General features: G+C 65.0%; 24 protein-coding genes. 4 read left to right on the top strand and 20 right to left on the bottom strand.

Annotated features, from left to right (window positions below):
- The 8 genes from hscA to uvrB form a co-directional block, all read right to left on the bottom strand.
- Positions 1-1866: a Fe-S protein assembly chaperone HscA gene (gene hscA / locus AC1IQ6_RS11230; RefSeq protein WP_111824818.1), complete on the bottom strand. Its 1866-nt coding sequence runs from the start codon at positions 1864-1866 to the stop codon at positions 1-3.
- A gap of 51 nt (positions 1867-1917) precedes the next feature.
- Positions 1918-2430: a Fe-S protein assembly co-chaperone HscB gene (gene hscB, locus AC1IQ6_RS11225; RefSeq protein WP_102772086.1), complete on the bottom strand. Its 513-nt coding sequence runs from the start codon at positions 2428-2430 to the stop codon at positions 1918-1920.
- 2 nt (positions 2431-2432) lie between these two features.
- Positions 2433-2756 carry an iron-sulfur cluster assembly protein IscA gene (gene iscA / locus AC1IQ6_RS11220; RefSeq protein WP_102772087.1) on the bottom strand — a complete coding sequence of 108 codons (324 nt, stop codon included), beginning with the start codon at positions 2754-2756 and terminating at the stop codon, positions 2433-2435.
- A 2-nt stretch (positions 2757-2758) separates the two neighbouring features.
- A complete protein-coding gene (gene iscU, locus AC1IQ6_RS11215; protein WP_102772088.1) occupies positions 2759-3163 on the bottom strand; it encodes a Fe-S cluster assembly scaffold IscU in 405 nt (134 codons plus the stop codon).
- Positions 3164-3196: 33 nt separating this feature from the next.
- A complete protein-coding gene (locus AC1IQ6_RS11210) occupies positions 3197-4408 on the bottom strand; it encodes an IscS subfamily cysteine desulfurase (protein ID WP_102772089.1) in 1212 nt (403 codons plus the stop codon).
- Positions 4409-4426: 18 nt separating this feature from the next.
- On the bottom strand, positions 4427-4966 hold the full coding sequence (gene iscR, locus AC1IQ6_RS11205) for a Fe-S cluster assembly transcriptional regulator IscR (protein WP_062682794.1): 540 nt from the start codon (positions 4964-4966) through the stop codon (positions 4427-4429).
- Positions 4967-5155: 189 nt separating this feature from the next.
- Positions 5156-5647, bottom strand: coding sequence for a low molecular weight protein-tyrosine-phosphatase (locus AC1IQ6_RS11200; protein WP_042794076.1), 492 nt, complete (start codon positions 5645-5647; stop codon positions 5156-5158).
- A gap of 240 nt (positions 5648-5887) precedes the next feature.
- Positions 5888-7981 carry an excinuclease ABC subunit UvrB gene (gene uvrB / locus AC1IQ6_RS11195; RefSeq protein ID WP_246842352.1) on the bottom strand — a complete coding sequence of 698 codons (2094 nt, stop codon included), beginning with the start codon at positions 7979-7981 and terminating at the stop codon, positions 5888-5890.
- A 75-nt stretch (positions 7982-8056) separates the two neighbouring features.
- Here uvrB and AC1IQ6_RS11190 point away from each other — a divergent pair, with 75 nt between their 5' ends.
- A complete protein-coding gene (locus AC1IQ6_RS11190; protein ID WP_102772090.1) occupies positions 8057-9256 on the top strand; it encodes an amino acid aminotransferase in 1200 nt (399 codons plus the stop codon).
- 139 nt (positions 9257-9395) lie between these two features.
- A complete protein-coding gene (lexA, locus tag AC1IQ6_RS11185) occupies positions 9396-10046 on the top strand; it encodes a transcriptional repressor LexA (protein ID WP_102772091.1) in 651 nt (216 codons plus the stop codon).
- Positions 10047-10168: 122 nt separating this feature from the next.
- Here lexA and lon read toward each other — a convergent pair whose 3' ends face one another.
- The 5 genes from lon to loiP all read right to left on the bottom strand — a co-directional run bounded on the left by lon (position 10169) and on the right by loiP (position 17164).
- Positions 10169-12616, bottom strand: a complete 2448-nt coding sequence (lon, locus tag AC1IQ6_RS11180; RefSeq protein WP_102772092.1) for an endopeptidase La — start codon at positions 12614-12616, stop codon at positions 10169-10171.
- 255 nt (positions 12617-12871) lie between these two features.
- Entirely contained in the window at positions 12872-14170 is a 1299-nt protein-coding gene (gene clpX, locus AC1IQ6_RS11175; RefSeq protein WP_102772822.1) for an ATP-dependent Clp protease ATP-binding subunit ClpX, read from the bottom strand.
- A gap of 102 nt (positions 14171-14272) precedes the next feature.
- Positions 14273-14926 carry an ATP-dependent Clp endopeptidase proteolytic subunit ClpP gene (gene clpP / locus AC1IQ6_RS11170; RefSeq protein WP_102772093.1) on the bottom strand — a complete coding sequence of 218 codons (654 nt, stop codon included), beginning with the start codon at positions 14924-14926 and terminating at the stop codon, positions 14273-14275.
- A gap of 4 nt (positions 14927-14930) precedes the next feature.
- Positions 14931-16241 carry a trigger factor gene (gene tig, locus AC1IQ6_RS11165; RefSeq protein WP_102772094.1) on the bottom strand — a complete coding sequence of 437 codons (1311 nt, stop codon included), beginning with the start codon at positions 16239-16241 and terminating at the stop codon, positions 14931-14933.
- 167 nt (positions 16242-16408) lie between these two features.
- Positions 16409-17164, bottom strand: coding sequence for a metalloprotease LoiP (gene loiP, locus AC1IQ6_RS11160; protein WP_102772095.1), 756 nt, complete (start codon positions 17162-17164; stop codon positions 16409-16411).
- 247 nt (positions 17165-17411) lie between these two features.
- Between loiP and AC1IQ6_RS11155 the strand changes: the two genes are divergently transcribed.
- Complete coding sequence (locus tag AC1IQ6_RS11155) at positions 17412-17960, top strand: TIGR00645 family protein (protein WP_102772096.1); 549 nt, start codon at positions 17412-17414, stop codon at positions 17958-17960.
- Positions 17961-18034: 74 nt separating this feature from the next.
- Here AC1IQ6_RS11155 and AC1IQ6_RS11150 read toward each other — a convergent pair whose 3' ends face one another.
- The 5 genes from AC1IQ6_RS11150 to AC1IQ6_RS11130 form a co-directional block, all read right to left on the bottom strand.
- A complete protein-coding gene (locus AC1IQ6_RS11150) occupies positions 18035-18241 on the bottom strand; it encodes a cold-shock protein (protein ID WP_042794090.1) in 207 nt (68 codons plus the stop codon).
- Positions 18242-18471: 230 nt separating this feature from the next.
- Positions 18472-19035: a DUF924 family protein gene (locus AC1IQ6_RS11145; protein WP_102772097.1), complete on the bottom strand. Its 564-nt coding sequence runs from the start codon at positions 19033-19035 to the stop codon at positions 18472-18474.
- A gap of 127 nt (positions 19036-19162) precedes the next feature.
- The gene (locus tag AC1IQ6_RS11140) at positions 19163-19366 is read right to left on the bottom strand and encodes a cold-shock protein (RefSeq protein WP_102772098.1); all 204 of its coding nucleotides are present in this window, start codon (positions 19364-19366) and stop codon (positions 19163-19165) included.
- Between the two features lie 372 nt (positions 19367-19738).
- Positions 19739-20059 carry a hypothetical protein gene (locus AC1IQ6_RS11135; RefSeq protein ID WP_102772099.1) on the bottom strand — a complete coding sequence of 107 codons (321 nt, stop codon included), beginning with the start codon at positions 20057-20059 and terminating at the stop codon, positions 19739-19741.
- 93 nt (positions 20060-20152) lie between these two features.
- Positions 20153-20551 carry a hypothetical protein gene (locus AC1IQ6_RS11130; RefSeq protein WP_102772100.1) on the bottom strand — a complete coding sequence of 133 codons (399 nt, stop codon included), beginning with the start codon at positions 20549-20551 and terminating at the stop codon, positions 20153-20155.
- 120 nt (positions 20552-20671) lie between these two features.
- Here AC1IQ6_RS11130 and AC1IQ6_RS11125 point away from each other — a divergent pair, with 120 nt between their 5' ends.
- A complete protein-coding gene (locus AC1IQ6_RS11125; RefSeq protein ID WP_102772823.1) occupies positions 20672-20968 on the top strand; it encodes a DUF2513 domain-containing protein in 297 nt (98 codons plus the stop codon).
- A gap of 13 nt (positions 20969-20981) precedes the next feature.
- Here AC1IQ6_RS11125 and AC1IQ6_RS11120 read toward each other — a convergent pair whose 3' ends face one another.
- Both AC1IQ6_RS11120 and AC1IQ6_RS11115 read right to left on the bottom strand, forming a co-directional pair.
- On the bottom strand, positions 20982-21254 hold the full coding sequence (locus tag AC1IQ6_RS11120; protein WP_111824816.1) for a hypothetical protein: 273 nt from the start codon (positions 21252-21254) through the stop codon (positions 20982-20984).
- A 60-nt stretch (positions 21255-21314) separates the two neighbouring features.
- Positions 21315-22469 (bottom strand): DSD1 family PLP-dependent enzyme, encoded by a 1155-nt coding sequence (locus tag AC1IQ6_RS11115; RefSeq protein ID WP_111824815.1) that lies wholly within the window; start codon positions 22467-22469, stop codon positions 21315-21317.
- Between the last annotated feature and the right edge of the window lie 35 nt (positions 22470-22504).

Genomic DNA, 22504 nt, shown 5'->3' with positions numbered 1-22504 from the left:
TCAGGCGATCTCATCTAGTTTGCGGCCGGCCAGCGCGGCGCGGATGCTGCGGTCCATGCGGCGCGCCGCGAACTCGTCGGTCGCCGCCGCCAGGGCCTGCACCGCGTCCTTCACGGTATCGGCGTCGGTCGCATCCTGCGCCGCGGTGGCGGCCTGCAGGCACTCGTCCACGCGCTTGCGCTCTTCGGCGTCCAGCAGGTCGCCGTCCACGGCCAGCGCGGCCTGCACGGATTCCACCAGCTGGCGGGCATCGACCTGCTGCTCGCGCAGCATGCGGGCCTGCGCGTCGGAATCGGCCTGCGCCACGCTGTCGGCCAGCATCTGCGCGATTTCCTCGTCCGACAGGCCGTAGGATGGCTTGACCGACACCATGGCCTCGACGCCCTGGCTTTGCTCGCGGGCGGTCACGCTCAGCAGCCCGTCGGCGTCCACCTGGAAGGTCACGCGGATGCGCGCCGCGCCCGCCACCATGGGCGGAATGCCGCGCAGCTCGAAGCGCGCCAGCGAGCGCGAATCGGCGACCAGGTCGCGCTCGCCCTGCACCACGTGGATGCTCATGGCGGTCTGGCCGTCCTTGAAGGTGGTGAATTCCTGGGCGCGCGCCACCGGAATGGTGCTGTTGCGCGGAATCACGCGCTCCACCAGGCCACCCATGGTTTCCAGTCCCAGCGACAGCGGGATCACGTCCAGCAGCAGCCAGTCCTCGCCCGGAGCGCGGTTGCCGGCCAGCAGGTTGGCCTGCAGCGCCGCGCCCAGCGCCACCACCTGGTCGGGGTCCAGGTCGGTCAGGGGCGTGGTGCCGAACAGCTGCCCCACCGCCGCGCGCACCACCGGCATGCGGGTCGCGCCGCCCACCATCACCACGCCGCGCACGTCGGCCGGCGCGAGCGCGGCGTCGCGCAGCGCGCGCCGGGCGCAGTCCAGGGTGCGTTCGATCAGGGGCCGGGCCAGGGTTTCGAATTCGGCGCGGGTCAGCGCCGCGTCCAGCTTGCGGCCGTCCGACAGCGCCAGTTGCACACGGGCCTCGTCGGCATCGGACAGCGCTTCGCGCGCCGCGCGCGCGGCCATCAGCAGGCCGCGCCGGTCCGACGGCGTCAGCTCGCCGCCGGCGGCCAGTCCGGCCAGGGCGCGGTCGGCGATCAGGGAGTCGAAATCGTCGCCGCCCAACGCTGTGTCGCCGCCCGTGGCGATCACTTCGAACACGCCCTGGGTCAGGCGCAGGATGGAAATGTCGAAGGTGCCGCCGCCCAGGTCGTACACCGCGTACACGCCCTCAGCCGCATGATCCAGGCCGTAGGCGATGGCCGCCGCGGTCGGCTCGTTGAGCAGGCGCAGCACGTTCAGCCCGGCCAGGCGGGCCGCGTCGCGGGTGGCCTGGCGCTGGGCGTCGTCGAAATACGCGGGCACCGTGATGACGGCGCCCACCAGGTCGTCGCCCAGCACGTCTTCGGCGCGCTGGCGCAACACCGCCAGGATCTGCGCCGACACCTCGACCGGGCTCAGGTCGCCCTGCACCGTGCGGATGCGCACCATGCCGGGCGCGTCCACGAATTCGTAGGGCGCGCGCATGGCCTGGGCCTCCGCCAGCGAGCGGCCCATGAAGCGCTTGACCGACACCACGGTGTTGTGGGGGTCCTGCGCCTGCTGGGCCAGCGGCTCGCGACCCGTGGTGACCTTGCCGTCGGGGAAATAGCGCACGGCCGACGGCAGCAGGGCCTGGCCCTGCGCATCCGTCAGCACTTCGGCGACGCTGCTGCGCACCGCCGCGACGAGGGAATTGGTCGTGCCCAGGTCGATCCCGACCGCCAGCTTGCGCTGGTGCGGCGCGGGCGATTCACCGGGTTCGGATATCTGCAATAAGGCCATGTGATTCGGTTCTTCTGATCTGTGGGCGGCGGCGCGGCCGCGCGCCTTGGGCTATCCGGCGGGCTGGGCTTCTGCCAGTTCCTGCGCCAGCTTCTCCACGAACATCCATTCCCGCACCTTGGCGCCGGCCGCAGCGTAGTCGCGCTCCTGGTCCAGCAGGCGGGCGAGCGTGGCGTGCATGGAAGCGCGCGCCTGCTCCAGCTCGGCCTGCAAGGCGGCCAGGGCGGCGGCGTCGCCGCGCGCATCGTCCAGCATCTCGCGCCAGGTCATCTGCTGCATCAGGAAGGCGCCGTCCATGGAGGTGTTGCTTTCGGTCTGCAGGTCCACGCCGGCCTGTTCGCACAGGTAGCGGGCCCGCAGCAGCGGGTCGCGCAGCTGGCGGTAGGCCTCGTTGGCGCGCGCCGCCCATTGCATGGCGACGCGGCGTTCGGCCGGACTGGCGGTGGCGTAACGGTCGGGATGCACCTGGGCGGCGACGGCGCGCCACGCGCTTTCCAGCGCCCGGGCGTCGAGGTCGAAGCGTGCCGGCAAGCCGAACAGGCTGAAGTGGTCGTCTCCAGCCAAGACTACACCGTGAACGACTCGCCGCAGCCGCAGGTCGCCTTCTCGTTGGGGTTGCGGAACTTGAAGCCTTCGTTCAGGCCTTCGCGGGCGTAGTCGAGCTCGGTGCCGTCGAGGTAGGACAGGCTCTTGGGATCGACGAAAACCTTCACGCCGAAGCTCTCGAACACCTGGTCCTCGGGCGCCGCGTCGTCCACGTACTCGAGCTTGTAGGCCATGCCGGAGCAGCCCGTGGTCCTAACGCCGAGCCGCAAGCCGATACCCTTTCCGCGCTTCTGCAGGTAGCGGCCGATATGGGTGGCGGCCTGTTGGGTCAGGGTAACGGACATGTTCAGCTCGCCACGGTTTCGGCCGCGACCGAATGCTTTTCTTTGTAGTTCTGCACCGCCGCCTTGATCGCGTCTTCGGCCAGGATGGAACAGTGCACCTTCACCGGCGGCAGGGCCAGCTCTTCGGCGATCTGCGTGTTGCGGATCTTCATGGCCTCGTCGAGCGTCTTGCCCTTGACCCATTCCGTCACCAGCGAGCTGGAGGCGATGGCCGAGCCGCAGCCGTAGGTCTTGAAGCGCGCGTCTTCGATCACGCCGGCTTCGTTGACCTTGATCTGCAGCTTCATGACGTCGCCACAGGCCGGCGCGCCGACCATGCCGGTGCCCACCGATTCGTCCGACTTGTCGAACGAGCCGACGTTGCGGGGGTTTTCGTAGTGATCCAGAACTTTGGTGCTGTAAGACATGCTATTTCTCCACGGATTTCTTGGCGCGGGCGCTTAGTGCGCGGCCCACTGCACGGTGTTCAAGTCGATGCCTTCCTTGGCCATTTCCCACAGCGGCGACATATCGCGCAGCTTGCCGACGCGGCTCTTGATGAGCTCGACGGCGAAGTCGACTTCCTGCTCGGTGGTGAAGCGGCCCAGCGTGAAACGGATCGAGCTGTGCGCCAGTTCGTCGTTGCGGCCCAGGGCGCGCAGCACGTAGGACGGTTCCAGGCTGGCCGAGGTGCAGGCCGAGCCGCTGGAGACGGCCAGTTCCTTGATCGCCATGATCAGGGACTCGCCTTCGACATAGTTGAAGCTGACGTTCAGGTTATGCGGCACGCGCTGGTCCATGTCGCCGTTCAGGTAGACCTCTTCGATCTGCGACAGGCCTTTCCAGAGACGGTCGCGCAACATGCGGATGCGCTCGTTCTCGGTGCCCATTTCCTCGCGGGCCAGGCGGAAGGCCTCGCCCATGCCGACGATCTGGTGGGTGGCCAGCGTGCCCGAGCGGAAACCGCGCTCATGGCCGCCGCCGTGCATCTGCGCTTCGATGCGGATGCGCGGCTTGCGGCGCACGTACAGGGCGCCGATGCCCTTGGGGCCATAGGTCTTGTGGGCCGAGAACGACATCAGGTCGACCTTGAGCTTCTGCAGGTCGATTTCCACCTTGCCGGTGGCCTGCGCGGCGTCGACGTGGAAGATGATGCCCTTCTCGCGGCAGATTTCGCCCAGGGTTTCCACGTCCTGGATCACGCCGATTTCGTTGTTCACCATCATCACGGACACCAGCACGGTGTCGGGGCGCAGCGCGGCCTTGAAGGTGTCCAGGTCGATCAGGCCGTTGTCCTTGACGTCCAGGTAGGTGACTTCGAAGCCCTGGCGCTCCAGCTCGCGACAGGTGTCGAGCACGGCCTTGTGCTCGGTCTTGACGGTGATGATGTGCTTGCCGCGCTCGGAGTAGAAGTTCGCGGCGCCCTTGATGGCCAGGTTGTCGGATTCCGTGGCGCCGGAGGTCCAGACGATTTCGCGCGGGTCGGCGTTGACCAGCTTGGCGACTTCTTCGCGGGCGCGCTCGACGGCCTCTTCCGACTCCCAGCCGAACGCGTGGCTGCGCGAAGCCGGGTTGCCGAAGTTGTCGTACAGCCAGGGCACCATCTTTTCAACGACGCGGGGATCGACGGGCGTCGTGGCGGAATAGTCCAGATAGATCGGGCGGGTGGTCATTTCTACAACTCCTACTACTTATACGGTGGCATTGGCGGCGACGGTCGCGGTCGGGGCATTGGCGGCGTTGGCGCCCCCCACCCGGTTGACGCGGACTGCGCAGGCCTGTGCCTGATTGTTGGCTTCCTGCAGCTGGCGCACGCGCTGCTGATCGACCAGATCCTGCAGCGACACCGAGTCCAGGTAATCGACCATCTTGCGGTTGAGCGTGGCCCAGAGTTCGTGCGTCATGCACTTGCCCGGCTTGCCGTCGTTGCCGCTGGTACAGTCGCGCTTGCCGCCGCAGCTGGTGGCGTCCAGCGGCTCGTCGACGGCGAAGATGATGTCGGCGACGGTCACGTTGCGCGCCAGGCGGGCCAGCGAATAGCCGCCGCCCGGGCCGCGCACGCTGTCCACGAGTTCGTGGCGGCGCAGCTTGCCGAACAGCTGTTCCAGGTAGGACAACGAGATATTCTGACGCTGGCTGATGGCCGCAAGCGTGACCGGACCGCTATGCTGCCGCATAGCCAGGTCGATCATGGCAGTCACGGCGAAACGCCCTTTGGTAGTTAGCCGCATGGTAGGTTCCCAGTGATTCGGCAACGGCCGCCGGCGAATCCAGCGGCCAATACCCGAGTAATTGGCTCAAGTATAGCCTAATCCCGACTAATTTGGTATGGCACCGGCCTAGAAAAAACCGCGCATATGCGCGGTTTTTCATTGCCAGGCACTTCCGGGAACCGCACACAGGCGGTTCCGAGTACGGAATCAGGCTGCCTGGTACTGGGTTGCGCGCTTGCGCACCAGTTCGAGCACACCCTGACAGGCGTCTTCGAGATAGTCCAGAACCTTGCCGAAACCGTCGGCGCCGCCATAGTAGGGATCGGGCACGGTGGCCTCTTCGAACTCGTTGGCAAAGCGCATCAGCAGCATCAGCTTGTGCTGGTAGGCCTTGGGGCACTGCTGCTGCATGGCCGAGAGGTTGTCCCAGTCCATGGCGAGGATCAGGTCGAAATCGCGGAAATCTTCCGCGGTGACCTGACGCGCTTCGCAGTGCGTGATCTCGTAGCCGCGCTTGCGCGCTGCGGCCTGCGCCCGGGCATCAGGCGCCTCGCCGATGTGAAACGCGTGCGTGCCCGCGGAGTCGATGCGAACCACATCGCTCAAACCCGCGTCATTCACCAAATGGCGAAACACGCCCTCTGCGCTCGGCGAGCGACAGATATTGCCCATGCAAACGAAAAGTACCTTGGTCATCATGGGTGTAAGTGTGCGGGAAAACCCGAGATAAGGCAAGTTTTTTTTGCGTTTGCGTAAATGGCTCAGGGCAAATATGTCCCCATCACTTTTTCATATGATTCAATGGCTTACATCAACAATCAAAAGCAACGCTTGAACTCCGGGGCGGGATAATCGACGGCGCCGCAGGCGGGCGATTGCAACGCAACAGATCGGCGGCCGATTCAGCAAGGTGTCAGCAAAAAGACACAACAAGATACGTCAGACGGCGCCGTCCAGCAGCACCCGCTGTTTCAGCGCGGTCAGGGCGTCGCGCGCCGCCGCGGCCTGCTCGAATTCCAGGTTGCGGGCGTGGTCCATCATCAGCTTTTCCAGGCGCTTGATTTCACGCGCCATGGCCTTTTCGTCCTTCATGAATTCGGCCGGCACCGCCGCTTCCAGCGCGTCGTGCTGGGTCGGCGCGACGATGCCGTCGATGAGCTCGCGCACCGCCTTCTGCACGCCGCGCGCCGTGATGCCGTGGTCCTCGTTGAACTGCAGCTGCTTGTTGCGGCGGCGGCCGGTTTCCTCGATGGCGCGCTGCATCGAATCGGTGATGCGGTCGGCATAGAGGATGGCGTGGCCGTTCAGGTTGCGCGCGGCCCGCCCGATGGTCTGGATCAGGCTGCGCTCGGAACGCAGGAAACCCTCTTTGTCGGCGTCCAAGATGGCGACCAGCGACACTTCGGGAATGTCCAGGCCTTCGCGCAGCAGGTTGATCCCCACCAGCACGTCGAAGGTACCCAGGCGCAGGTCGCGGATGATCTCCACCCGCTCGACCGTGTCGATGTCGGAGTGCAGGTAGCGCACCCGCACGCCGTGCTCGCTCAGGAAGTCCGTCAGGTCCTCGGCCATGCGCTTGGTCAGGGTGGTGACCAGCACCCGTTCGCTGCGCGCCACGCGTTCCTTGATCCGGCCCAGCAGGTCGTCGACCTGGGTGCGCGCCGGAAGCACCTCGACCAGCGGATCGACCAGGCCGGTGGGACGCACCACCTGCTCGACGACGTTGTCGGCGTGCTCTTTCTCGTAGGCGGCCGGCGTGGCCGAGACGAATACGCACTGGCGCATGCGGGCCTCGAACTCCTCCAGCCGCAGCGGCCGGTTGTCCAGCGCCGAGGGCAGCCGGAACCCGTACTGCACCAGCGTCTCCTTGCGCGAGCGGTCGCCGCGGTACATGCCGCCCAGCTGGCCGATGGTGACGTGGCTTTCGTCGATGAACATGAGCGCGTCGGCCGGCAGGTAGTCGATCAGGGTGGGCGGCGGCTCGCCCGGGGCGGCGCCCGACAGGTGGCGCGAGTAGTTCTCGATGCCCTTGCAGAAGCCCAGCTCCTGCAGCATCTCCAGGTCGAAGCGGGTGCGCTGCTCCAGGCGCTGGGCCTCGACCAGGTGGCCGTCGTCGGTGAAGCGCCTGACGCGTTCGCGCAGCTCTTCCTTGATGGTCTCGATGGCGCGCAGCACGGTGTCGCGCGGCGTTACGTAGTGCGAGCCGGGATAGACGGTGAAGCGCGGCAGCTTCTGGCGGATGCGGCCGGTCAGGGGGTCGAAGAGCTCCAGGCTTTCGACCTCGTCGTCGAACAGCGTCAGGCGCAGCGCCAGCTCGGGGCTTTCGGCCGGAAAGATGTCGATGGTCTCGCCGCGCACGCGGAAGGTGCCGCGCGTGAAATCGGCGTCGTTGCGGGTGTACTGCATGGCGACCAGGCGCGCCAGGATCTCGCGCCGCGAGATCTGGTCGCCGGCGCGCAGGATCAGCACCATCGCGTGGTAGTCGCCGGGATTGCCGATACCGTAGATACACGACACCGTGCCCACGATGATGGTGTCGCGGCGCTCCAGCAGGCTCTTGGTGGCCGACAGCCGCATCTGCTCGATGTGCTCGTTGATGGAGGAGTCTTTCTCGATGAACAGGTCGCGCGTCGGCACGTAGGCCTCGGGCTGGTAGTAGTCGTAGTACGAGACGAAGTACTCGACCGCGTTCTTCGGGAAGAACTCGCGCATCTCGGCGTAGAGCTGCGCGGCCAGCGTCTTGTTGGGGGCCAGCACCAGCGCGGGCCGGCCCAGGCGCGCGATGACGTTGGCCATGGTGTAGGTCTTGCCCGAACCGGTCACGCCCAGGAGCGTCTGGAACATCAGGCCGTCTTCGACGCCCTGGACCAGGCCGTCGATGGCGGCGGGCTGGTCGCCGGCCGGCGGATATGGCTGGTACAGGTGAAACGGGCTGCCCGGAAAGTCGATGAAGCCGCCGCCGGCAACGGCTGGCACGCCATCGTCCCCGGCGACGACGGCTTCCACGCTCGGGTCTATTGTGGGCTTAGGCATGCTAGACTCTTCCAGGGTAAACCCCCCATTATCCACAGCACCCCGGACTGCGTCCACCCACCTCATCAGACTCCCATGAGCACCCTTTTCGATTCCGTCGAACTCGCGCCGCGCGACCCCATTCTTGGCCTGAACGAACAATACAACGCCGACACGCGTCCCGGTAAAGTCAATCTGGGCGTGGGCGTGTACTACGACGACGAGGGCCGCATCCCCCTGCTGGGCGCGGTGCGCAAGGCTGAAACCGCCCGCATCGAGGCCGCCGCGGCCCGCGGCTACCTACCGATCGAAGGTATCGCCGGTTACAACGCCGGCGCGCAGGCCCTGCTGCTGGGCAAGGATTCCGCGCTGGCCGCCGCCGGCCGCGTGCTGACCACCCAGGCCCTGGGCGGCACGGGCGCGCTGAAGATCGGCGCCGACTTCCTGCGCCAGCTGCTGCCCTCCTCCAAGGTCCTGATCAGCAACCCGAGCTGGGAAAACCACCGCGCGCTGTTCGAGCGCGCCGGTTTCGAAGTCGGCACCTACGCCTACTACGACGCCGCCACCCGCGGCCTGGACTTCGACGCCATGCTGGCCGACCTGAAGGCCGCTCCGGCCAAGACCGTGGTCGTGCTGCACGCCTGCTGCCACAACCCCACCGGCGTGGACCCCACCATGGACCAGTGGAAGCAGATCGCCGCCGTGGTCAAAGAAAACAATCTGGTGCCGTTCCTGGACATCGCCTACCAGGGCTTCGGCGACGGCCTGACGGAAGACGCCGCGGTCGTGCGCATGTTCGCCGACCTGGACCTGACCATGTTCATCAGCTCCTCGTTCTCGAAGTCGTTCTCGCTGTACGGCGAGCGCGTCGGCGCGCTGACGGTCGTGGCCGGCAGCAAGGACGAAGCCGCCCGCGTGCTGAGCCAGCTCAAGCGCGTGATCCGCACCAACTACTCCAACCCGCCCACCCACGGCGGCACGGTGGTGTCCACGGTGCTGAACACGCCCGAACTGTTCGCCATGTGGGAACAGGAACTGGCCGGCATGCGCGACCGCATCCGCCTGATGCGCAAGCAGCTGGTCGAGAAGATCCAGGAACACGGCGGCAAGCAGGACTTTAGCTTCGTGCTGCGCCAGCGCGGCATGTTCTCGTACTCGGGCCTGACCGCCGCCCAGGTGGACCGCCTGCGCGAAGAGCATGGCGTCTACGCCGTGTCCAGCGGCCGCATCTGCGTGGCCGCGCTCAACAGCGGCAACATCGACAAGGTCGCCAAGAGCATCGCCGCGGTGCTGTAAACGGCCCGCCATCCGGCCTCAAACGGGACCCGCGGGTCCCGTTTTTTATGGGCGCCCGCCCACGGCTTGCTTTTTTGCGCTGCGTCCCCCAGAATGGCCGCTGTATATATGTACAGTCCGCCAGCAACGGATCATCGCCATGGCCAGCAAACTCACCGATCGCCAACAGCAAATCCTGGATCTCATCAGGCAAACCGTCGCGCGCACGGGTTTTCCGCCCACACGCGCCGAGATCGCGCAGGCCCTGGGTTTCCGCTCGCCCAACGCAGCCGAAGACCACCTCAAGGCGCTGGCGCGCAAGGGGGCCATCGAGCTCACCGCGGGCGCCTCGCGCGGCATCCGCCTGAAGGACGCCGCCGGCGCGCCCGCGCAGGCATCCCTGCCCATGCCCGCCCTGGCGCAGCTCTTGCTGCCGCTGGTGGGCCGCGTGGCCGCCGGCAGCCCCATCCTGGCGGCCGAACACGTCGAACGCGAGGTCGGCGTGGACCCCAACCTGTTCGCCCAGGCGCCCGACTACCTGCTGAAGGTGCGCGGCATGAGCATGCGCGACGCCGGCATCCTCGAAGGCGACCTGCTCGCCGTCAAAAAAGCGTCCGAGGCCCGCAACGGCCAGATCGTGGTGGCCCGCCTCGGCGACGACGTCACGGTCAAGCGCCTGCAGCGCCAGAACGGCCATATCGAGCTCCTGCCCGAAAATCCGGACTTCCAGACCATCGTGGTCGGGGCCGACCAGGATTTCGCGCTGGAAGGCATCGCGGTGGGGCTGATTCGTACGCACGCGCTGCATTGATCCTGCGCGCAGGCATAAAGAAACCCAAGCGGATCAAGTAAAAACCCCCGAAGGTTGGATCAATGTCCAACTTTCGGGGGTCAGTTCACTAGGGCGGGTTTCCTTTTGGGCGGCCGAACCGGTCAGTGCTTGAGCACCGGATCGGTCGAGCCTTCGGCGGGCTTGGCCACCAGGGGCTCCTTGACCGCTTCTTCCTCGGCCAGGGGCTCGGGCAGGCGTTCCAGCGCCAGCTCCAGCACCTTGTCGATCCAGCGCACCGGCACGATCTCGAGGTGGTTCTTGACGTTGTCCGGAATCTCCGCCAGGTCCTTGACGTTTTCTTCCGGGATCAGAACCATCTTGATCCCGCCGCGGTGGGCGGCCAGCAGCTTTTCCTTCAGGCCGCCGATGGGCAGCACTTCGCCGCGCAGCGTGATCTCGCCGGTCATGGCGACGTCGGCGCGCACCGGGATGCGCGACAGGGCCGACACCATGGCCGTGGTGATCGCGATACCGGCGGACGGGCCGTCCTTGGGCGTCGCGCCTTCCGGCACGTGCACGTGCATGTCGTGCTTCTCGAACACGCTGTCGGCAAAGCCCAGGCGGCGGGCGCGCGAGCGCACCACCGTGCGGGCCGCCTCGACCGATTCCTTCATCACGTCGCCCAGCGAACCGGTGCGTTGGATGACGCCCTTGCCGGGCATGTCGGCGACTTCGATCGTCAGCAGGTCGCCGCCGACTTCGGTCCACGCCAGGCCGGTGACCTGGCCGATCTGGTTTTCCTTCTCGGCCATGCCGAAGGCGTAGCGGCGCACGCCCAGGTATTCGTTCAGGTTCTCACCCGTCACGTTGACCGGCTTGACCTCGGGCGTCTTGCCCTCGGCCTTGGCGCGGTCGGCCTGGGTCAGCAGCTGCTTGATGACCTTGCGGCAGATCTTGCCCACTTCGCGTTCGAGCGCACGCACGCCGGCTTCGCGGGTGTAGTAGCGCACGATGTCGCGCAGCGCGCTGTCGTCGACGGTCAGCTCGCTATCCTTGACGCCGTTGTTCTTCATCAGCTTGGGCAGCAGATGGTCGCGGGCGATGTGGATCTTTTCTTCCTCGGTGTAGCCCGACAGGCGGATCACTTCCATCCGGTCCAGCAGGGCCGGCGGAATGTTCAGCGTGTTGCTGGTGGCCACGAACATGACGTCGGACAGGTCGAAGTCGACTTCGATGTAGTGGTCCTGGAACGTGTGGTTCTGTTCCGGGTCCAGCACTTCGAGCAGGGCCGACGAGGGGTCGCCGCGGAAATCCATGCCCAGCTTGTCGATTTCATCGAGCAGGAACAGCGGATTGCGCACGCCCACCTTGGACATGTTCTGGACGATCTTGCCCGGCATGGAGCCGATGTACGTGCGGCGGTGGCCGCGGATCTCGGCTTCGTCGCGCACGCCGCCCAGCGCCATGCGCACGAACTTGCGGTTCGTGGCCTTGGCGATGGACTGCCCCAGCGAGGTCTTGCCCACGCCCGGAGGGCCGACCAGACACAGGATCGGCGCCTTCACCTTGTCCACGCGCTGCTGCACGGCAAGGTATTCCAGGATGCGTTCCTTGACCTTCTCCAGGCCATAGTGGTCGTTGTCCAGCACCGCCTCGGCGTTGCTGATGGAATTGTTGATCTTGCTCTTTTTCTTCCAGGGAAGATTGATGAGCGTATCGATGTAGTTGCGCACCACGGTGGCTTCGGCCGACATGGGCGACATGAGCTTGAGCTTCTTGAGCTCGGCATCGGCCTTCTTGCGCGCCTCTTTGGGCATGTGCGCGGCGATGATCTTCTTTTCGAGCTCTTCGATGTCCGCGCCCTCTTCGCCCTCGCCCAACTCCTTCTGAATGGCCTTGACCTGCTCATTCAGGTAGTAGTCGCGCTGGCTCTTTTCCATCTGCTTCTTCACGCGGCCGCGAATCCGCTTCTCGACCTGGAGGATGTCGATTTCGGTTTCGAGCTGCGTGAGCAGGCCTTCGAGGCGCTCGGAGGTGCCGACGATCTCGAGCATTTTCTGCTTCTGCTCGAGTTTCAGCGGAAGATGCGCGGCGATCGTGTCGGCCAGGCGCCCGGCATCGTCGATGCCGGCCAGCGAGGTCAGGATCTCCGGGGGGATCTTCTTGTTCAGTTTTACGTACTGCTCGAACTGGGCGACGATCGCGCGGCGCAGGGCCTCGGTTTCGGAGCCCTGCATGGCGTCGGGTTCGATCGGCGACACCTGGCAGGTGAAGTGCGAATCGGCGTCTTCGATGCTGTTGATGCGGGCGCGCTGGGTGCCCTCGACCAGCACCTTGACGGTGCCGTCGGGCAGCTTGAGCATTTGCAGGATGCCGGCGACGCAGCCGATCTCGTAGACGTCTTCGGGCGTGGGATCATCCTTGCCGGCGGATTTCTGGGCCACCAGCATGATGCTTTTGCCCGCTTCCATCGCAACCTCGAGCGCGCGGATCGAGCGCGGACGGCCGACGAACAGCGGGATGACCATGTGCGGGAACACCACCACGTCGCGCAGTGGGAGCAGGGGCAGGTCGATCGGGTCGGAAGGCAGGGTCTGGCTGGCAGACATAGGAGGTTCCTCGGTATGACTCGGCGTATCGGGGACGGTTGGCCCGATTTTCGGACCAAGCACGTCAGTTACGTCTGTTATGGGAACAATAGCCGAAAATTCAAGATCTCGGCGCCTCGATAGCCCAAAGGTTAAAAAAACCCCGCGGGGGCACCTTCAGTATGCAGGGGACAGGGCCGGGAGAAAAGCGGATTTCCCCCGACGGTACGCCTGGAGACAAAAAAACCCGTTACGAGAACGGGCTTTTTTGAAATATCAGGCCGCGGCGTCCCTGACTTCTCCCCGCTCCGGCTTGTCCGTCGCGGCGGCTTCGTCGGCGTAGATCAGCAAGGGCTTGCCGTCTCCGTCGATGGCGCCTTCGTCCAGCACCACGCGCTTGACGTTGCCCTGGGAAGGCAGGTCGTACATGGTGTCGAGCAGGGCCTGCTCGATGATGGAGCGCAGGCCGCGAGCGCCGGTCTTGCGGCGCAGCGCCTTGCGGGCGATCGCCTTGAGGGCGGCGGGCCGCACGTCGAGCTCGGCGCCTTCCATGGCGAACAGCTTCTGGAACTGCTTGAGCAGGGCGTTCTTGGGCTCGGTGAGGATCTGCACCAGCGCGGCCTCGTCCAGCTCGTCCAGCGTGGCGACCACCGGCAGGCGGCCGACCAGCTCGGGGATGAGGCCGAACTTGATCAGGTCTTCCGGCTCGACTTCGGAGAACAGCTCGCCCACGCCGCGTTCGGACTTGGCGCGCACCGAGGCCGAGAAGCCGATGCCCGATTTCTCGGTACGGTCGCGGATGACCTTTTCCAGCCCGTCGAAGGCGCCGCCGACGATGAACAGGATGTTGGTCGTGTCGACCTGGACGAAGTCCTGGTTGGGGTGCTTGCGCCCGCCCTGCGGCGGCACCGAGGCGACCGTGCCTTCGATCAGCTTGAGCAGGGCCTGCTGCACGCCCTCGCCCGACACGTCGCGGGTGATGGACGGGTTGTCCGACTTGCGCGAGATCTTGTCGATTTCATCGATGTAGATGATGGCGCGCTGCGCCTTTTCCACTTCGTAGTTGCAGTTCTGCAGCAACTTCTGAATGATGTTCTCGACGTCTTCGCCCACGTAACCGGCTTCGGTCAGCGTGGTGGCGTCGGCCATGACGAAGGGCACGTTCAGCATGCGCGCCAGCGTCTGGGCCAGCAGCGTCTTGCCCGACCCGGTGGGGCCGATCAGCATGATGTTGCTCTTGGAGAGCTCGACCTCGTCGCCCTTGATCTCGCCGTGGCGGATGCGCTTGTAGTGGTTGTAGACCGCCACCGCCAGCATGCGCTTGGGCGAATTCTGCCCGATCACGTACTGGTCGAGGAAGGTCTTGATTTCAGCCGGAGTGGGCAGCTCGGAACGAATCGCCGCGCGCGCGGTGGCCTGCGCCTCTTCGCGGATGATGTCGTTGCACAGATCTATGCATTCATCGCAGATGAATACCGACGGACCCGCGATCAGCTTGCGGACTTCATGCTGGCTTTTATTGCAAAACGAGCAATGCAGCACTTTTGCGTCTGCCGATCCCTTTTTTTCAGGCATATTTCTTTCGTATCTCAGGTAAAGATGCGCCAGCCCAGCGAAGGTCTGGCGCATGCGCTTACTCAAATATGGTGGCAGCGGGTTCGAATATCAACCGGGAAGTCAGCCTTCCGTGCGGGAGCTCATTACCTTGTCCACCAGTCCATACGATACCGCATCTTCGGCCGACATGAAGTTGTCACGCTCCGTGTCTATGCCGATGCGCTCCATCGTCTGGCCGGTATTGTCGGCCAGGATGCGGTTCAGGCGCTCGCGCAGGTCCAGGATTTCGCGGGCCTGGATCTGGATGTCCGAGGCCTGCCCCTGGGCGCCGCCCGAGGGCTGGTGGATCATGATGCGGGAGTTGGGCAGCGTGAAACGCTTGCCCTTCTTGCCCGCCGCCAGCAGGAACGCGCCCATGCTGGCCGCCAGACCGGTGCACAGCGTGGACACGTCCGGCTTGACGAACTGCATCGTGTCGTAGATGGCCATGCCCGCGTACACCGACCCGCCGGGCGAGTTGATGTACAGGGAAATGTCCTTGTCAGGATTCTCCGATTCCAGGAACAGCAACTGCGCGACGACCAGGTTGGCCGTGGCGTCGTTGACCGGTCCCACCAGGAAAATGAGCCGCTCGCGGAGCAGACGCGAATAGATGTCGTAGGCGCGCTCGCCGCGCCCCGACTGCTCGATCACCATGGGAATGTAGCCCAGGCCGGTAGGGGTCACCGACGACCCGCCGTTCATTGCCGCATAGAAATCGGTGAATCTCTGCATAGTGTTACGCCATCCCCATCAACTGATCGAAAGGCACCTTCTCTTCGGTGACCTTGGCCTTTTCCAGCACGTGCGCGACGACATTGTCTTCCAGCACGATCGCCTCGATTTCAGCACGACGCTGGCGGTCGGCCAGGTAATAGCTGACAACCTGGGCGGGTTGTTCGTAGTTCTGGGCGAACTCTTCGATGCGCGCGCGCACCTGCTCGGGCTTGGCCTGCAGCTGGGCTTGCTTGACCAGTTCCGAGACCAGCAGGCCCAGGCGGACGCGACGCTCGGATTCGGTCGTGAAGGCTTCGGCCGGGATCGGCACGGACTCGGCGTTGGGGATGCCGCGCTGCTTCAGTTCTTCGCGGGCGGCGGCCACGCGGCCTTGCACGTCGTTGTCGACCAGGGCCTTCGGCACGTCGAACTTGCCGGCTTCGACCAGGGCGTCCATCACGCTGGACTTGGTGCGGCCTTGCGAGCGCACCTTGACTTCGCGTTCGATGTTGCTGCGGATGTCGGCCTTGAGCTTTTCCAGGTCGCCTTCGGGCTGGCCGAGGGACTTGGCGAATTCGCCGTTGAGTTCGGGCAGCACGCCTTCGGCCACTTCCTTCACGGTGATCGTGAATTCGGCGGTCTTGCCGGCGACTTCCTTGCCCTGGTAGTCATCGGGGAACTTGAGCGGGAAGACCTTGGTGTCACCGGCCTTCAGGCCGCGCGCGGCTTCTTCGAACTCGGGCAGCATGCGGCCCTGGCCCAGCACGAAGGGGAAGTCTTCGGCCTTGCCGCCTTCGAACGGCACGCCGTCGATGGTGCCGGCGAAGTCCAGCGTGATGCGGTCGCCGTCGGCGGCGGCACGGCCTTCGCGGGCTTCGAACGTGGCGCGCTGCTTGCGCAGGACGTCCAGGGTCTTTTCGACTTCGGCGTCGGTGACGGCGGTTTCGTAACGGGTGACGGCCAGCGCCGACAGGTCGGGCACGGCGACTTCGGGGTAGACCTCGAACGTGGCGGTGAACGCCAGCGTGTCGTCGGCGACGCCTTCGGTCTTGGGTTCGAGGTTCGGGGCGCCGGCGACGCGCAGTTTGGCGCCGTCCACGGCCTGCTCGAAGGCACGGCCGACTTGGCTATTGATCACGTCGTAGCGGATGCCGGGGCCATGGCTGCGCTCGAGCATGGCGAGCGGGGCCTTGCCCGGACGGAAGCCGGGGACCTTGGCGGTCCGGGCCACGCGCTTCAATTGCGCCTGGACTTCCTTTTCGACGTCGGCCACCGAGACGGCCAGATCAACACGGCGCTCCAGGCCGGAGAGGGTTTCAACCACAGGCTGCATTAAAAGACCTATATTCCGAGAGATAAGAGATAACGGGCGGATAAACACGCCATTTTACCGGAAAGTTCCGGACCGCTGACGCAAAGAGGCGCGAGCACCCGGATAAGTCCGGATACTCGCGCCCCGTTTTCCACTCCGCATGGGGCGGAAAAGCGCCTGCCGGCGCCTTACTTGGCCTTGGCGATGCGCTCTTCGATGTGCTGCGCGCGCTTGGCCGAGGATGGATGCGAGCTCATCATATCGCTCTTGCCGCCGTCCAGTTCGGCCAGCTTCTGGAACGCGGTCACCAGGCCGCGGGTGTTCTGCTTCTTGGACTGCAGCAGGTCGAACGAGTAGTCGTCGGCGGCGCTTTCCTGCGATTGCGAGAACTGCGCGTTGATGAACTTCTCGGTCAGGTCGCCCAGCTGCGACGAGCTGAGGGCGGCGACCGTCGCGCCGCCCGCCGCGCCGGCGGCGTCGCGCGCGGCCGAAACCGTGTAGGCGGTCTGCATGGCCTTCTTGCTGTGGCCCAGCGCCACGTGGCCGATTTCGTGGCCGACCACGCCCATCACTTCGTCGTCGGTCATCATGTCCATCAGGCCGCTGTAGACGCGGATGCAGCCGTTGGCCATGGCCCAGGCGTTCACGTCCTTGGTGATGTAGACCTTGTAGCTGGCCTTCTGGCCGTTGACCGTGCCGCCCAGCGCCTTGGCGATCTTCTGCAGGCGGGCGTCGTACTTGCTGCCGGGCGCGGCGATCTTCTCCTGCGAATCGCTCTGGGCGCACGACTTGTCCGAAAGCGTCTTGATTTCGGCGTCGCTCAACGTGGCGGCCTGCACGACCTTGCTGCCGGCGCCGACCAGTCCGCCGATGTCCAGCGCATGCGAGGCGGAATAAGGGGCAAGCGCGACGGCCAACGCGGCCACGGTGTAGCGGATCTTCATGGGAACAAACTCCTCTTGAGTGGCTCTATGCCAACGAGGCGGCAATTCTATATATGGCCAATGTGCTCCGAACGTTTCGGCACACAGTTTCGCAAATGCCAGTTTTTCTTACATAAAACCCCGGCAGACGGCGGGCAATCGTGCTATCGGCCGTGGCCCGCCGTCATGAAAACGGATGCACGCCGCCACATGCCGTTGATAGAATTGCGCCCGCTTTTTTCGCACACATCTACGGCTCGCACCCAACATGATTCATAACTCCCCTCCCCGCCTGGGCCTGCTGCCCGGCCTGATCTTCAGTTCCCGCTGGCTGCAGCTGCCGCTGTACCTGGGCCTGATCGTGGCGCAAGGCGTCTACGTCATGCTGTTTCTGAAGGAGCTGTGGCACCTGCTCACGCACGCCACCAGCTTCGGCGAGATGGAGATCATGCTGCTGGTGCTGGGCCTGATCGACGTGGTCATGATCTCGAACCTGCTGGTGATGGTGATCGTCGGCGGCTACGAGACCTTCGTCTCGCGGCTGCGCCTGCAAGGCCATCCCGACCAGCCGGAGTGGCTCAGCCATGTCAACGCCAGCGTGCTCAAGGTCAAGCTGGCCATGGCCATCATCGGCATCTCGTCGATCCACCTGCTGCGCACCTTCATCGAGGCCGGTACGCTGGGCACGGCCAACGCGCGCTTCACCGAAGCCGGCGTCATGTGGCAGACCATCATCCATGCCCTGTTCATCTTCTCGGCGCTGGGCATCGCGCTGGTCGACAAGCTCTCCACGCCCGCCAGCCACGCCAAGCACTGACGGCGCCGCGGCTACGCGGAGGCGAAAAAAAACCCCACGCATGCGCGTGGGGTTTTTTCATGCGGCCGCTGAGATCAGGCCGCGACCTTGATGTTCTTCGCACTGGGCCCCTTGGGCCCGGTGCCCACGTCGAAGGTGACGCGCTGGTTTTCCTGCAGCGACTTGTAGCCTTCGCTGCGGATCTCGGAGTAGTGCGCGAAAAGATCCTTGCTGCCGTCGTCGGGCATGATGAAGCCATAACCCTTTTCGGCGTTGAACCACTTAACGATGCCGGTTGCCATGGAGTGTCCTTGACCTATGAAAAGCGATTGCTCGCGGGGCGCCAGATCATCAAGGATGGGAGAGGAAACAACCGCTGCACCACTGACGGCGACAAGAGAAACGCAAACCGCGTCGCTTGAAAATCTCGCTGAACCCAGTGTATTGGCGAACCTCGAAAATCGTCAAACAAATGCGCGCACCGGTTTATTTTTCAAGTTGCCACGTCAGGAAACATAAAGATACCAAGTGGCTAGCCCGCGAATCCGCCGGCGTCCAGGAACTCCTGTTCGGCCTGCGTAGTCTGCCGGCCGAGCGCGCCGTTGCGATGCGGAAAGCGTCCGAAACGCTTGATGATGTCGCGATGCAGGACCGCCCAATGCAGCGAATCCGCGTCCACCGGCTCCATCAGCGCGACGGCGCGGTTCTGCGCCGCCAGGTTTTCGGCATGCTCGAACGGCAGGTAGAAAAACGGGCGCAGCTGCCGGTCGACGGCCAGGTCGTGGCCGGCCGCGATGGCGCGCTCGGCGAAGTATTGGGCCAGAGGATCGGTGGCGTACATGTGCGCCGTGTCCCGATAGGCGTTGCGGGGGAACTGGTCCAGCAGGATCATCAGCGCCAGCGCGCCGGTGGCGTCATCCAGCCAGCCGTCCAGCCGGCGCGCGGCCGCCTCGCGGTGCGCGTCCTCGAAACGGACGCGGAACTCGGCGTCGAACTCGGGATTCTTGCTGAACCATTTTTGCGGCCCGGCATCGACCCAGAAGGAAACGACGTCCTGCGGTCGGATGGCGAGCGGCGTGGCGGTGGATTCGGTCATGTGGGCGCGATCCTGCTTGATTGGCAGCGGTGGGAATAGCCAGAGAATAACGCGCCCGCGGCGCCGGGGCTGCGGCCGAAAAACAAAAAAGCCCCGCTAGCGGGGCTTCTTCGAAAAACTCAGGACCTTACAGGACCTGGATTTTCGTGGCTTGCGGGCCCTTGGGGCCATTGGCCGTCACAAAGCTGACGCGCTGGTTCTCTTCCAGGGACTTGAAGCCCGTACCCTGAATTTCGGAGAAGTGGGCGAACAGATCCTTGCCACCCGCTTCCGGAGTGATGAAGCCATAGCCCTTTTCCGAGTTGAACCACTTAACGACGCCGGTTTCCATACTGTATTTCCTAGAGATAATGGGCAAATGCCCGGAGGTCACGAATCAATCAAGGAGGGGACAGTAGAACAATAACGCTGAGCCGGAAAAGGCACGGCACTGAACGAAAATCGCAACGCTTGTGATCGTGTGCCGACACTATCGTTAGGTTCCCCTCATAAGTCAACATAATCCTAAAAATTGCGTGCCAATAATGCAACAAAGGGAAACGGCGCACAAAATACACACGAATTCATAGGCAATAAGAGGTCCTGCATAGGTGTAAACACCCATACATCATAAAAAAACAATCAAGGCTTATATAAATGCCGTCCCCACCTGCGCACACCCTGCATACGCCGTTTGGACTAGCACTTTGGTTTGCCGCCAGGCTTACTCGTCGATAGGTAAACCCAACAAATCGAGTGCCGCGCCAAAAGCATCGGGACCCGAGCAAAGGAAAACCGCCACGTCGCCGGGATTCATATTTTCCAGGACCTGGTCGATTTGTTCTTGCGCATTATCAACATTGTCGACATTCGCGGCGTGTATATCCGCCCCCGCATCGACTTTTGCGCGCGGCACAATGTCTGCGATCGCATTCAGATCGGTCACGCCCACGACCACGTAGACGCTGATGCTTTCGCCGTCCAGCGTGGTGTGCAGCTCAACGCCGCCCGCCACGTCGGCAACCTGCCGACTTACAATTTCCATGTTCCATCTTCCTAAATTCGCGGGACAGGCCCGCCCGGGCACGCACCTCGCGGGTGCACACGCACGCCCAGGCGCGACTATAACAGCCTTGGGCTAGGGCTTCCTGACATTCGGACCGAGCGAGCGGCGTGCCGCGCCCGAGGTGGCCGCCACGTTGCGGCATTGCACGCCTGCGGCGGCCAGCGCATCGCGCAGCGGCTTCTGGGCGGCCAGGAATGCGGACTTTTCATCGTCCGCCAGCTTGCAGACGAACAACTGCGCCTGCAGCTGGGTGCGGCGGGCCTTGCGGTTGCCGGCATCCTGCGCGAGCCAGTCGCCGATCCAGGCGGCGGCCGCCTCGGCGCTGCCCTGCTGCTTGACGTGGCCCAGCAGGTCGAACACGGTCACGCCGTCGATCCGTTCGTCGTCGCCGCGCGACAGGAACAGCTTGGCGGCCTGGCCCGAATAGCCGGGGACCACCGCGAGGCAATCGCGTTCTGCGGGTTTTTTCATGGTGTATGCACTGTCGGTTATCGGAAAGCCTGGACTGTAACCCGGGCGCGGCCGCTGTCGCATTGCCGCCGCCGAACTCTGCTATCGTCGGACTGATCCCTTCCCTACATGGTGGACATCATGCAACGCGATTTCGATCTGGTCGTCACGATTCTGGGCGCCCTGCGCGACGCGCCGGGCCCCAACCTGAGCACGCACGACATCAAGAACGCGGCCCTGGCGCCGCATCCCGAAGAACAAGCCCTGCAGCTGGTCGCGCATCATCTCGACCTGCTCGAGGATGCAGGCCTGGTCAAGCAGGTCAGCGAAACCGCCGCCAATGCGGGCGCGACGCGCTGGCGCATCACCTGGAAGGGCTATGACGCCCTGGAGCAGGACGAGGAAGACGAAGACGAGGATTTCGACGCCGAGGAATGAGGCGCCGGCAGGCTCAGCGGCGCCGCAGAATGCGCCGCGTGAGCAGCGACGCGGCGGCGCCGATCACCAGGCTGAACATGAAGGCGGCGATCGACAGCATCACCGACAGATCGCTGAAGCCGCCGCGGCGCGACAGCACGAACACCGCCACGAACACGGCCGCCGCCAGCGCGGCGACACCCGCGAGCGCATGCTTGACGGAACCCAGGCGGCCGCACAGCGCACCGCCGGCCAGCGCCGCCGCCACCACCGCGGCCATGGACCAGAACAGATATTCGTACTGCATGCGAACCATCTCCCCGAAGGCATTGAGGCGCACGCATTATAGGCGCGCCCCCGCGCCGCCCTACCAGCCGCGGAAGCGTTCCCAGTGCGCCACCACCTCGGGCGAGCCGTCGCGCACGACTTCATACGCGTCGTGCTGGGCGCAGGTGGCGCAGGCATGGTTGGGCACGATCCGCAATTTGGCGCCCAGCGGCAGGTCCGGCAGGGCCGCTGCGCTGCCGGGACGCACCTTGATGATGCCCTGCTCCTGGTTGGTCTCGGCCAGCAGCAGATCGGGATAGACCTTGCCGGAGGCGTCGCAGACAAGCCCGTACAGCTGATCGACGCGCTGCCTGGCGGTTCCGCGGTCGCGCGACATGGCCATCCACCCGGCGTCCACCAGTATCCAGCCCTTGTCGGGCTGATGGCCGATCACTGTGGTCAATACGGTGGCCGCGATGTCGTCGACCTCGCACACGCCCAGGCCCGCCATCACCAGGTCGAAGAACACGTATACGCCGGCGCGCACCTCGGTCACGCCGTCCAGGCTGCGCGCGAAATGCGCCGTGGGCGTGGAGCCCACGCTGACCACCGGGCACGGCAGGCCGGCCTTGCGGATGGCCTCGGCGCAACTGACGGCGGCCTGCCTTTCCTGCTCGGCCATGTCGGCGATGGCCTCGATGCTGTCGCAGCCATAGGATTCGCCCGCATGGGTCATCACGCCCCGCAGGCAGGCGCCCTGCTCATGCAGCGTCCTGGCGATGGCCAGCAGCTGCTCGGTATTGCCGGGCTGCACGCCGGCGCGGTGGCCGTCGCAATCGATCTCGATCAGCGCGGGAATGGGGTCGCCGGCGTCGCGGGCGCGGCGCGCCACGGCCTGCGCCGCCTCGATGCTGTCGACCACCACGGTCAGATCGACGCCGCGGCGGCGCAGCGCCAGCACGCGGTCCAGTTTCGCCGGCGAGACGCCGACGGCGTACAGCAGATCGGTGACGCCGGCGGCGGCGAACTGCTCGGCCTCCTGCAACGTCGACACCGCGGCCGGGCCTTGCGGCGTGGACATCAGCCGGCGCGCGACCTCGATGGACTTGGGCGTCTTGAGGTGCGGGCGCAACTGCACGCCATGACCGGCCATCAAGGCGTTCAGGCGCTCGATGTTGCGCGCCATGCGGGTCTCGTCGAGCAGCAGGCACGGGGTGTCCAGGGAGTCCACGGTGGATGGGGCGGCGGCGGTCATGGGCGTCTCGGCATGGCGGATTGGAATGCCTGCCA

The organism is Achromobacter sp. MUI-25009338, assembly GCF_057359325.1.
This window is presented reverse-complemented; position numbering and strand designations above follow the sequence as displayed.

Excerpts from the sequence above, each read along its gene's own strand:
- hscA (WP_111824818.1), bottom strand. The coding sequence starts at position 1,866 with ATGGCCTTATTGCAGATATCCGAACCCGGTGAATCGCCCGCGCCGCAC.
- loiP (WP_102772095.1), bottom strand. The coding sequence starts at position 17,164 with ATGAAGATCCGCTACACCGTGGCCGCGTTGGCCGTCGCGCTTGCCCCT.
- AC1IQ6_RS11200 (WP_042794076.1), bottom strand. The coding sequence starts at position 5,647 with ATGATGACCAAGGTACTTTTCGTTTGCATGGGCAATATCTGTCGCTCG.
- AC1IQ6_RS11150 (WP_042794090.1), bottom strand. The coding sequence starts at position 18,241 with ATGGCAACCGGCATCGTTAAGTGGTTCAACGCCGAAAAGGGTTATGGC.
- tig (WP_102772094.1), bottom strand. The coding sequence starts at position 16,241 with ATGCAGCCTGTGGTTGAAACCCTCTCCGGCCTGGAGCGCCGTGTTGAT.
- lexA (WP_102772091.1), top strand. The coding sequence starts at position 9,396 with ATGGCCAGCAAACTCACCGATCGCCAACAGCAAATCCTGGATCTCATC.
- AC1IQ6_RS11130 (WP_102772100.1), bottom strand. The coding sequence starts at position 20,551 with ATGAAAAAACCCGCAGAACGCGATTGCCTCGCGGTGGTCCCCGGCTAT.
- AC1IQ6_RS11135 (WP_102772099.1), bottom strand. The coding sequence starts at position 20,059 with ATGGAAATTGTAAGTCGGCAGGTTGCCGACGTGGCGGGCGGCGTTGAG.
- AC1IQ6_RS11210 (WP_102772089.1), bottom strand. The coding sequence starts at position 4,408 with ATGACCACCCGCCCGATCTATCTGGACTATTCCGCCACGACGCCCGTC.
- iscU (WP_102772088.1), bottom strand. The coding sequence starts at position 3,163 with ATGTCTTACAGCACCAAAGTTCTGGATCACTACGAAAACCCCCGCAAC.
- AC1IQ6_RS11115 (WP_111824815.1), bottom strand. The coding sequence starts at position 22,469 with ATGACCGCCGCCGCCCCATCCACCGTGGACTCCCTGGACACCCCGTGC.
- uvrB (WP_246842352.1), bottom strand. The coding sequence starts at position 7,981 with ATGCCTAAGCCCACAATAGACCCGAGCGTGGAAGCCGTCGTCGCCGGG.
- iscA (WP_102772087.1), bottom strand. The coding sequence starts at position 2,756 with ATGTCCGTTACCCTGACCCAACAGGCCGCCACCCATATCGGCCGCTAC.
- clpP (WP_102772093.1), bottom strand. The coding sequence starts at position 14,926 with ATGCAGAGATTCACCGATTTCTATGCGGCAATGAACGGCGGGTCGTCG.
- lon (WP_102772092.1), bottom strand. The coding sequence starts at position 12,616 with ATGTCTGCCAGCCAGACCCTGCCTTCCGACCCGATCGACCTGCCCCTG.
- AC1IQ6_RS11120 (WP_111824816.1), bottom strand. The coding sequence starts at position 21,254 with ATGCAGTACGAATATCTGTTCTGGTCCATGGCCGCGGTGGTGGCGGCG.
- AC1IQ6_RS11140 (WP_102772098.1), bottom strand. The coding sequence starts at position 19,366 with ATGGAAACCGGCGTCGTTAAGTGGTTCAACTCGGAAAAGGGCTATGGC.
- AC1IQ6_RS11125 (WP_102772823.1), top strand. The coding sequence starts at position 20,672 with ATGCAACGCGATTTCGATCTGGTCGTCACGATTCTGGGCGCCCTGCGC.
- iscR (WP_062682794.1), bottom strand. The coding sequence starts at position 4,966 with ATGCGGCTAACTACCAAAGGGCGTTTCGCCGTGACTGCCATGATCGAC.
- AC1IQ6_RS11190 (WP_102772090.1), top strand. The coding sequence starts at position 8,057 with ATGAGCACCCTTTTCGATTCCGTCGAACTCGCGCCGCGCGACCCCATT.
- AC1IQ6_RS11145 (WP_102772097.1), bottom strand. The coding sequence starts at position 19,035 with ATGACCGAATCCACCGCCACGCCGCTCGCCATCCGACCGCAGGACGTC.
- clpX (WP_102772822.1), bottom strand. The coding sequence starts at position 14,170 with ATGCCTGAAAAAAAGGGATCGGCAGACGCAAAAGTGCTGCATTGCTCG.
- AC1IQ6_RS11155 (WP_102772096.1), top strand. The coding sequence starts at position 17,412 with ATGATTCATAACTCCCCTCCCCGCCTGGGCCTGCTGCCCGGCCTGATC.